Raw genomic sequence first — 10,029 nt, forward strand, 5'->3', positions numbered from 1 at the left:
GGACTCCCGCAGCCGTGCTGCGGGAGTCGATACCGGTCGTGGACGCCGGCAGGACAGGATCACATGTCCCGAACCTCGACATCGAGGAAGGGCGCATATTGCTGTGCGCCGAAGATGTCGGCGTCGCCCGGGCTACCGCTCGGGCGTATGCGCAGGATGGTGAACTTGATCGCATAGGCCGGATCGTATTCGACGAAGTCCGTGAGGCGGGCCTGGTCGATGCCGAGGATGGCGCAGACCGTCTGAGGCGTCAGGGCAGCGGATCGCTTCACCTTTTCATAGGTCTCCCGCTCGCGGAAGATGATGTCGAAGGTGATCTTGTCGGTCCCGGCATTCTTGCTGCGGATCGTCTTGGCGAGGTCGGAGAGTTTGGTCACGGTCATTGCGCAGCCTCGAGTTGTCCGTTGCCGATGATGGCGGTGTGGGTGGGGAAGAGCTCCAGCGGATCGCTGACAGCCATGGTGTGGTTGAGGGTCCAGCGGTAGGCGGGGCTCGCCTGCATGACCTCGTCGAGGACGAAGGAGACGCCGCCGGCGGTGCCTTTGACGTCGGGAAGGCGGGCGTAGAACAACTGGCGCGTGCCGGTGATCGTCACTTCCTCGGCCATTTCCTTCGTCGGCGCGACTCCCTGGACGACGATCATCAGTTCGTGGCCCGGCTTGTCCTTCAGCGGCTCCATGTCGCCCATGATGCCGTTGCGGCCGAAGACGTTGTAGTGCAGTTCCCAGCCGTCCGGGCCGAAGCGCTCGCGCACCTGGGTTCGCGCCCATTCGATCACCTCGTCGACATGGGCGATGGTGTAGGGGTCGCGAATGCCGGCCATGCCGACGAAGCGCTCGCCAAGCTTGCCGGAGCCTTCGAGCTTGACGCGGAAGTCGGTTGCGGGAACGAACTCCATGCCGGTGACGCGGGTGGTCTTTTCCGACACCTGTTCGTAGACGCAGTGGGTCATGTCGAGCATGCCGCCGGCGACATATTCGAAGAAGGGGTTGGAGCGCTCGTACATGGCATGGCCGGCAACCGAGGCGACGGTGCAACGCTGTTCCGGCGACATGGCCGTCACCTCGACCCAGTCCTCGGTGATCTCGCCGAGGACCGTTTCCTTGGCGCCGTAGGGCTCGGCGCAGAACGAGGCGCATTCCAGCACCTTGCCGAGATAGTAGGATTGGGCTTCGGGGAAGCCGCGGGCAAGGGCTGCGCAGGCAAAGACGGCGCTGTCGGAGGAACGACCGCCGATGATGACGTCGCAGCCCTGATCGAGCAGCGCCCGGAACGGATGGACGCCGGCCATGGCGACGACGCGTTCGGTGGCGTCGAGCTCCTCCTCCGTCAGCGCCGGACGGGCGTCGAGGCCTTGGATGGTCGAGCCGGAGCGGATCTTGGCGCGCACCAGCTCCTTGTCGACCTCGGAATAGAACCAGCCGATCCGGAAGGGCGGCAGGGCATGCTTGGCGGCGATCTCGCGGATCATCTCGACATACATGTCGACCCGGCTGTTGGTGCCGGTATCGCCGGCCGAACCGATGATCATCGGCACCCCGATGCGGCGCGAGGCCAGCAGCATTTCCTCGAGGTCATGCGCTTGCCAGGCCTTCGGACTGGCGCAGGTGTCGTTGCCGAGCGGCACCGGACCGATGTCGTCGCTGCCGCTGTCGGCCGCGATGAAGTCGGGGCCGGCATCGACACCGATGTGGAAACTCCTGGGTTTCAGCGGCGCAAAACCCAGATGCCCGTTGGGGCAGATGATCTTCATAGATCGCATGCACTTTCTCCATTGAAGAACGAAATCCGTCTTGTCCTGGTGAATGCATGCGCCGTGCCAACCGCGAACGGAACTTTAAGATGCTGTAATTGTTGAGAGAAAATAACGGACCTGGATCGGCCTCAAGGAGCTGCGCGAAACGCACGCGGCGTGTCGCGCAATGCGCGCCGCCTCAATCGGTGATGAGTCCGAGCTTGATCATCTGGTGACGCATGGCGTGCCGACTGATCTTCAAGCTGGCGGCGGCGCTTTGCAGATTGCCGCCGGCTGCGGCAAGCGCTGCCTCGATGAGCTTCTTTTGGTAATGTGCCGTGGCATCGTGGAAACCGAGCAAAAGCTCGTCGGAGCCGGGCTGGCTGCGGGCAAGGGAGGAGACGCCCGCGGCCTTCGCCTTCACCGTGCGCAGGATGCGGTCGGGCAGATGCCGAGGCAGGATCACGTCGTCGTCTTCGAGGATGAAGATGCGCTCGATCAGGTTTTCCAGTTCGCGGACATTGCCGGGCCAGGGATACTGCAGGAAGATCTGCTGGACCTCCTCGCTCAGGCCCGTGATGTTGCGCTTGTACTGGGCGTTGAACTTGTCGACGAAATGCTGTGACAGGATCAGGGCGTCGGAGGCGCGTTCCCTGAGCGCCGGCAGGTTGATCGCCACGACCTGCAGCCGGTAGTAGAGATCCTCGCGGAAGCGTCCGGAATTGACCTCGCCGAGCAGGATCTTGTTGGTCGCCGCGACAAGCCGGACGTCGACAGAGGTCGAGGTGACGGCGCCGACCCGGCGAAAACTCTGGGTGTCGAGGAAGCTCAAGAGCTTGGCCTGCAGCACGAGGTCCATCTCGCGGATCTCATCGAGAAAGACGGTGCCGTGATTTGCCATCTCGACGAGGCCGGCCTTCTTGACCTGGGCACCGGTGAAGGCGCCGCGCTCATGGCCGAACAGCTCCGATTCCAGAAGGCTCGAGGGGATGGCTGCGCAATTGATGTCGACGAACTCGCTGGCCGCGCGCGCCGACTGCTGGTGCAGCATGCGGGCGACCAGCCCTTTGCCGGTGCCGGTCTCGCCGTAGATGAGCACTGTGCGCGCGGGGCTCTTGGCGACGCGGGTAATCAGCTTCCGCAGGGCATCGATGCTCGCATGCTCGCCGATCAGATCGCGCTCGTAGTTCGCCATGGGCCGCCCTGGTTGAGACATGGCGATTATACGGGCATTTCGAACAACTGCCACTGCCCCGAACAGGGATTGCCCTCGAGAAAATGAAGGCTCGCCTTGTCGCAGCGGTAGATGACGGTCGAGATGGTCTGGGAATCATCGCGGACGGCATGCTGGCAGAGCGGGCCGACACCCGACCCGTCCTCCGCGTGGCTCGCCATCAGCGCCGCTGCTTGCGCTACATTCCAGCGTCGGTTCGGTATCAAACGCGACAGGAAGTCGAACCGGATCGATGAGTTCTCATCGATCCGGTCGCCATCCTTGAGAAGGTTGCAGCCCGCCATTTTCGCCGTCACGAAATGATTGGTCCGCCATGAAGCCGCCCCCCTCTCGATGCCGAATGTATCGGTGCCGAATTCGATTGCCGCGGTTGCCCCGCTGCGGTCGGCAAGCACCAGGTTTCCGCCGCCGGCATGGCGCCGCGCGGCGATGAATGCGACCGCCTCGTCGACCGTGCGGCACGTGGCGAGGATCCGGGTCATGGCGAAATAGCGCAGCCAGCCGACGCCGTGATGCCGGGTTCCGACATGATTGTCGACGAGTGCAAGGCCGGCCGCATTGATCCCGCTTGAATAGGCGCCGGGGCTGCCGGCGCTGCCGACGCAGATCATCCGGCCCGTCTCGATGTCCGGCCCTTCGTGCAGGAAGACACGCTGCACGCCGAGATGGGTGCCGGAAAAATCGCGGTTCTTGACCACGAGAGGCCCGTCCTCGCTGTCGCCCACCGCCCAGGTACTGCAGCCATCGGTATCGATTTCGGCGGCCGTCTTGAGGTCGCGCAGGATGGTGATGTGCTGGTGGACGAAGAGATCGTCCTCCATCAGGCCGAAACCGTCGGCAATGCCGGCGAGTTCCGCCATCGTGTCTGGATCATGCGCGCTGAGGAAAGCGCGTTGCGCCTCGATGTAGCGCAGGCCGTCGGCATCGAGCAGGCCGGCGGCGCTCGCCTGGTCGACGCGGCCGAGCACGGCGGTGCGGATCTGTTCGTCGCTCACGCCGGCCTTGGTCGCCTGGCCGAGCCCACGCTCGTAGGGGCTGCCGGACAGGAGAACCGGGGTGGCGGGCTTGGCATCGAAGGGCAACATCGCACTACCTCAGGATCGAGACATTGTCGTTTATCAGGTGACAGGATGCCGTATGGCCGTTGCCGAGCTCGTGGCGCGGCGGCGCCTCGACCCGGCACAGGTCGGTCGCCAGCGGACAACGCGTGTGGAACTTGCAGCCGGGCGGTGGCGATTGCGGCGATGGCAGGTCGCCGGTCAGCCGCACGCGCTGATGCTTGCCCGGATGATCGACATCGGGCACTGCCGACATCAGGCTCTGGGTATAGGGATGGCGCGGATTGGACAGAACCGTCTCGACCGGTCCCATCTCGACGATTTCTCCGAGATACATCACCGCTACCCGATCGCTCAGATAGCCGATGACCGAGATGTCGTGCGAGACGAACAGGTAGGTCAGCCCCATGTCGCGCTTGAGGCCGGTCAGCAATTCGATGATCTGCGCCTGGATCGACACGTCGAGGGCCGAGACCGGCTCGTCGCAGACGATGAACTGCGGATTGCTGATCAGTGCCCGGGCAATGCCGATGCGTTGCCGCTGGCCGCCGGAGAACTGGTGCGGGTAGCGGTCGAGGTGATTGGTCTTCAGCCCGACCTTGCCCATGATCGCCGCCACCTTGTCGCGCATCTCGCGCCGATTGGCGGCGAGACCGTGCAGCATCAGCGGCAGGCCGATGATGTCGGCGACGGTGCGGCGCGGATTGAGCGAGGCATAGGGATCCTGAAAGATGATCTGCATATGCCGGCGCATCGCCTTCAGGGCATCGGGCTTCAGCGCCGTGACCTCGGCCCCGTCGAAGACGACCTTGCCGGAGGTCGGTTCGTGCAGGCGCAGCAGCGCCCGCCCGAGCGTCGACTTTCCGCATCCGCTCTCGCCGATCAGGCCGAGCGTTTCGCCCCGCCGGACCTCGAAGGAGACGCCGTTGAGCGCGCGGATGTTGACCGGCGGCTTGCCGGTTGCCCAGGAAATCGGGCCTCGCCGGCCGCCATAGTGCTTCACCAGGTTTTCAACGGTGATCAGCGGCGTATTCAAAGTCTCGCTCATGCCTTGACCTCCGGCAGGCGGATGCAGCGCGCCCGGCGCAGTTCGCCGAGTTCGCGCATGTCGATCCTGTTCATGCAGGCGTCCAGGCGCTCGCTGCAGCGGGAATAAAAGCGGCATTGCGGCGGCAGGTCGATCAGGTCCGGCACCTGGCCCTCGATCGGCTTGATCTTCTGGCCGCGCAGGGAAAGCCGCGGGATGGATTGCAGCAGGCCCCGCGTATAGGGGTGCTGGGGGTTCTGGATCACCGAGGCGGTCGGGCCTTCCTCGACCACCTGGCCGGCATACATGACCATCACCCGATCGCAATATTCCGAGACCACGCCGAGATCGTGGGTGATCAGAACGACGCTCATGCCGAGACGCACGCGGATATCGGCGATCAGTTCGAGCACCTGGGCCTGGATCGTCACGTCGAGGGCCGTGGTCGGCTCGTCGGCGATCAGCAGCTTCGGCCGGCAGGCAAGCGCAATGGCGATCATGATCCGCTGCCGCATGCCGCCTGAAAACTCGTGCGGGTAGTATTTGAGGCGATCGCCGGCGGAGGCGATGCCGACGAGTTCCAGCATTTCGACCGCCTTGGCGCGTGCGGCCTTGCGCCGTGTCATGCGGCCTTCAGGAAGCGTCTCGTCATGGGCGTACAGCACTTCGAGGATCTGCTCGCCGACGGTCAGCGCCGGATTGAGCGCCGTCAGCGCATCCTGCATGGTCATGGCAATGTCGCGGCCGCGGATCTTGCGCATGTCCTGCGGCGACAATGCCCGCAGATCGCGGCCCTCGAAATGGATCGAGCCGCTGTCGATGCGGCCCGGCGCACGCACCAGCCCCATGACGGAGGAGAAGGTGACGCTCTTGCCGGAGCCGCTTTCACCGACGACACCGAGACATTCGCCCGGATTGACGGTGACATCGACACCATCGACGGCGAAGACCCGACCGGCACGCGTTTCGAACACGGTTCTGAGACCCTGGACCTGGAGGAGGGGAGTGGCGGGCATGGTCGTCATTCGTTGAACCTCGGATCGAAGGCGTCGCGCAGGCCCTGGCTTGCCACGTTGATCACCAGCACGAGCAGCAGGATGGCAAGGCCGGGGAAGGTCGAGACCCACCAGGCTTCGAGGATGAAGGCGCGGCCGTCGGCGACCATGGAGCCCCAGGAGGCGGTCGGCGGCTGAACGCCGAGGCCGAGGAAGGAGAGGCTGGCCTCGAGGATGATGACGTCGGCCATGCGGATGGTCGACACCACGATCACCGGCGACAGGATGTTCGGCATGATCTCGCGCAGCATGATGTGGAAGCGCGATGCGCCGATGGCGCGGGCGGCCTCGACATATTCGAGTTCGCGCACGGCAAGCGTTTCGCCGCGCACCACCCGGCAGGGAATGACCCATTCCTTGTAAGCCAACGCCAGGATGATGTTGAACAGGCCGGGCCCCATCATCGCCATCAGGCCGATGGCGAAGATCAGGTAGGGAAAGCCGAGCAGGATGTCGACGAGCCGCGAAATGGCGATGTCGACCCAGCCGCGCAGATAGCCGGCGGCGAGGCCCGCGACGATGCCGATCGTGGTGGCGACGAGGATGACCGCGGTGCCGATGAAGATCGAGATGCGCGAACCGTAGATGATGCGCGACAGGATATCGCGACCGAGCCCGTCGCAGCCGAGCAGATAGCTCCATTCACCGCCCGGCATCCAGCCCGGCGGTTGCAGGCGCCGGAAGAGATCGGTTTCGTTCGGGTCATGCGGGGCGATCCAGGGCGCGAAGATCGCCATCAGCACGAAGATCAGCACCAGCACGGCGCTGGCAAGAGCCAGACGGTTCTCGGCGAAGTTCTCCAGGTTGCGCTTGAACAGCGATTTGCCCTGATCGGCAGCCATTGCCGGCGCGGCGGCATCGTCGGCGACGGTCATAGTTTCACCCGTGGATTGAGCAGCGTGTAGAGTAGGTCGGCGACGAAGTTCACCAGCACGTAGGTCACGGCGTAGAACAGCACCGCTGCCTGGACGAGCGGGTAGTTGCGCACGAAGATGCTCTCGACCACGAGCCGGCCGAGACCGGGCCAGCCGAACACGGTCTCGACGATCATGTTGCCGCCGAGCAGCGAACCGGTTTCGAGGGCGGCCACCGAAACGGTCGGGATCAGCGCGTTCTTCAGCGCATGGCGGAAGAGGATGCGGCGACGGCTCAGGCCCTTGGCTTCGGCGAAGGCGACATAGTCCTGCCGCAGCACTTCGAGCATGGAGGTGCGGGTGACGCGTGTCAGGATGGCCGTCATCGGCAGGCCAAGGGTGATCGCCGGCAGCAGGATATGCGACAGCGCGTCCCAGAAGGCGTCGAGACGCCCGCGCAGCAATGTATCGACCAGCAGGAAATGGGTGATCGGCGCCACTTCGCTGTCGAAGCCGATCCGCCCGGAGACCGGCAGCAGCCGGAGCTGCACGGCAAAGAGCATCAGGAGCAGGATGCCGAACCAGAAACCGGGGAGCGACACGCCGAGCAGCGAACCGATCGTGGCGAAGCGGTCGATGATGGTGTTCTTCTTGATCGCCGCCATCACGCCGAGCGGAATGGAGGTGACAAGCGCGATGATCAGCGCGACGAGACTGAGCTCGATCGTTGCCGGCAGGCGCTCTACGATCACATCGAACACCGGTCGCCGGTGGAACAGGCTCATACCGAAGTCGCCGGTGACGGCGTTCTCGAGGAAGACCACGAAACGCTCGCCGATCGGCTTGTCGAGGCCGAGGTCCTGGCGGAGCGTCAGTTCTTCCGCCGGGGTGATCGGCTGGTCGCCGATCATGATTTCTACGGGATCTCCCGGCGTCAGCGCCATCATCAGGAAGACAATGGTGCTGACGCCCAGGAGAACGGGGACGAGCTGCAGAAGGCGCTCGACCAGTTTACCCAGTTGCATGGTTCGTTCCCGCCCTGTGCCGGTTATTCAACGCAGGCGTCGTGGAGGTTGATGCGGCTGTCGGCGCTCGGCTTCCAGCCCTTCAGACGCTTGGACACCCCATAGATATCCTTGGGAACCCAGAGATAGATATAGGGAAGGTCGGCGTTCACGATCGCTTCCGCCTTCTGGTAGAAGCTGGCGCGCTTGGCCGGATCGAGTTCGATCGCGCCCTGGTCAAGCAGGGTATCGACTTCCTTGTTGGAATAGCCGGAGGCGTTGCCGCGGCCCATCGTGTAGTGGGTGGGCACGAAGATGTCGAACGGATCGAGCGAGCCGTTACCCCACGAGGTGAAGTACATGTCGCCGTCGTTCTTGTCGTTCTTCGGGTCCCACTTGGCGTCGATCTGGGCGCTTTCGCCGACCGCGACCTTGGCGCGGATACCGGACTTGGCGAGAACCGAGGCGATTGCTTCGACAGTGTCCTTGTCGGCGCCTTCAGCGTCGATGGTGATGTCGATGCCGTCGGGGAAACCGGCTTCCGCCAGAAGCGCCTTGGCCTTTTCCGCATCATATTCGTGCTTCGGCAGGTCGGGCGTCGAGGCAAAGGCGGCCGGGCTCAGGATGCCTTCGATCGATACGGCGTTGCCGCCGAGGATCTTGTCGATGATCAGCTGCTTGTCGAGCGCATGCGCGACCGCCTGGCGAACCTTGATGTCATCGAACTTGTCGCCGTGCAGGTTGAGTGCGAGGAACACGCTGCGCGTGCCGTTAACCGTCATGACCGCGGTATTGGGGTTCTGCTCGACCTGGGCAATGGAAAACGGCGGCAGGCCGTTGATAATGTCGACATCGCCGGCAAGCAGGGCCGCGACGCGTGAGGCCGTTTCCGGGATCACCTTGAAGATGGCGCGGTCGACGCAGGCCTTGCCGACCGGAGCAATGTCTGGCGAGCCGCCATAATAGTCGTCAAAGCGTTCCATGATGATGGAATCGCCCTTGCGCCATTCGACCAATTTGAAGGGGCCCGCACCATTCTCAGCGGTCGCCATGCCGGTGGTGCCGACCTTTTCGACGAAGGCCTTGGAGACGAATTCCTGGAAAGGCAGCATGGCCGGGAGCAGCGGCCAGGGCTCATTGAGATTGATGCGGATCGTGTCGTCGCCGACGATCTCGATATCCTTAACGGGACCGAGCAGGCTCTTGCGCGGGCTGGTCTGGCCGTCGCCCATGGCGCCTTCGACCGTCAGGCGATCAAGGGTGAATTTGACGTCCTCGACGGTCAGATCCGAGCCGTCATGGAACTTGATGCCCTTACGGATCTTGAATTCGAAGGCGGTCGGCGACGTCTGCGTCCAGGACTGGGCGATCTCCGGAACGACCCTCATGTCCGGATCACGGGTCAGCAGTCCGTCATGCATGTTGCGGATGATCGTTTCCGTCTCGCGGTTGCGATGGTTGGCCGGGTCGAGCGTGAGCGCATCGGCGGTGAAGCCGACACGGATTTCCGACGCTGAAAGCGAGGCTGTCGGAAGCACCAGGGCGATCGCGGTGGTAATCAAAAGGCGCTGAAAGTTCCCCATTCTTATATCTCCTTGTTCGAGAAGAGCCGCGGTTTGTTTGTGTCCGCTGGTTCATTCCTTGGTTAGCAAGCCGCATGCCATCTTCCGGGAGCGGTAGAGGACTGAGAAAAAATCGATTTATATCAGTTGCTTGCGTCTTGCGCTCCGCGGCGCTCCCCGCACTTTAGGGCCGTCGCGCGTGAAGTGCACGCGTGATGTGTCAAATGTGCGCGATGACGGGGGCGTGCGCGGTGCTCCTGGCCAACACGCCTGTGCCAGCTTGTTTGCGCGCGCCGGGGCACGACGCCAAGCGGCCCGATCGGGTTGCCGATCGGGCCGCTTGAGTTTCGCCTGGGATGGGGGGAACCGGGGTGTCGCGCGGACTTGCGCCAGTCCCTGTCCGCCGCTCAGATATTGTACCAGATGCGTGGATTGTCGCCGGACTGGATCTTGACCCATCTGAGGTCGGTGTTTTTCCAGTTGCGGATGGCGGTTGTGCG

General features: G+C 63.8%; 9 protein-coding genes. All 9 read right to left on the reverse strand.

Translation table 11 applies throughout. The annotated features are described in order from the left end of the window. Positions 1 to 59 precede the first annotated feature (59 nt). Entirely contained in the window at positions 60 to 383 is a 324-nt protein-coding gene (locus L867_RS0124180; RefSeq protein WP_028739236.1) for a DUF4387 domain-containing protein, read from the reverse strand. Continuing rightward, positions 380 to 1,762 carry an acyclic terpene utilization AtuA family protein gene (locus tag L867_RS0124185; RefSeq protein WP_028739237.1) on the reverse strand — a complete coding sequence of 461 codons (1,383 nt, stop codon included), beginning with the start codon at positions 1,760 to 1,762 and terminating at the stop codon, positions 380 to 382. The genes L867_RS0124180 and L867_RS0124185 overlap by 4 nt, the downstream gene beginning before the upstream one ends. 172 nt (positions 1,763 to 1,934) lie before the next feature. Then, entirely contained in the window at positions 1,935 to 2,930 is a 996-nt protein-coding gene (locus tag L867_RS0124190; protein ID WP_028739238.1) for a sigma-54 interaction domain-containing protein, read from the reverse strand. 26 nt (positions 2,931 to 2,956) lie between these two features. Beyond that, positions 2,957 to 4,054: a C45 family autoproteolytic acyltransferase/hydolase gene (locus L867_RS0124195; protein WP_028739239.1), complete on the reverse strand. Its 1,098-nt coding sequence runs from the start codon at positions 4,052 to 4,054 to the stop codon at positions 2,957 to 2,959. Between the two features lie 4 nt (positions 4,055 to 4,058). Beyond that, positions 4,059 to 5,075 carry an ABC transporter ATP-binding protein gene (locus L867_RS0124200; RefSeq protein ID WP_028739240.1) on the reverse strand — a complete coding sequence of 339 codons (1,017 nt, stop codon included), beginning with the start codon at positions 5,073 to 5,075 and terminating at the stop codon, positions 4,059 to 4,061. Then, complete coding sequence (locus tag L867_RS0124205; RefSeq protein ID WP_037174450.1) at positions 5,072 to 6,070, reverse strand: ABC transporter ATP-binding protein; 999 nt, start codon at positions 6,068 to 6,070, stop codon at positions 5,072 to 5,074. The genes L867_RS0124200 and L867_RS0124205 overlap by 4 nt, the downstream gene beginning before the upstream one ends. 5 nt (positions 6,071 to 6,075) lie before the next feature. Further along, positions 6,076 to 6,984: an ABC transporter permease gene (locus L867_RS0124210; protein WP_028739242.1), complete on the reverse strand. Its 909-nt coding sequence runs from the start codon at positions 6,982 to 6,984 to the stop codon at positions 6,076 to 6,078. After that, entirely contained in the window at positions 6,981 to 7,988 is a 1,008-nt protein-coding gene (locus L867_RS0124215) for an ABC transporter permease (protein WP_028739243.1), read from the reverse strand. Before L867_RS0124215 ends, L867_RS0124210 begins: the two co-directional genes overlap by 4 nt. Positions 7,989 to 8,011: 23 nt before the next feature. Then, a complete protein-coding gene (locus L867_RS0124220; protein ID WP_037174452.1) occupies positions 8,012 to 9,550 on the reverse strand; it encodes an ABC transporter substrate-binding protein in 1,539 nt (512 codons plus the stop codon). Positions 9,551 to 10,029 lie beyond the last annotated feature (479 nt).

The organism is Paenirhizobium selenitireducens ATCC BAA-1503 (genome assembly GCF_000518785.1).
GTDB classification, from domain to species: domain Bacteria; phylum Pseudomonadota; class Alphaproteobacteria; order Rhizobiales; family Rhizobiaceae; genus Allorhizobium; species Allorhizobium selenitireducens.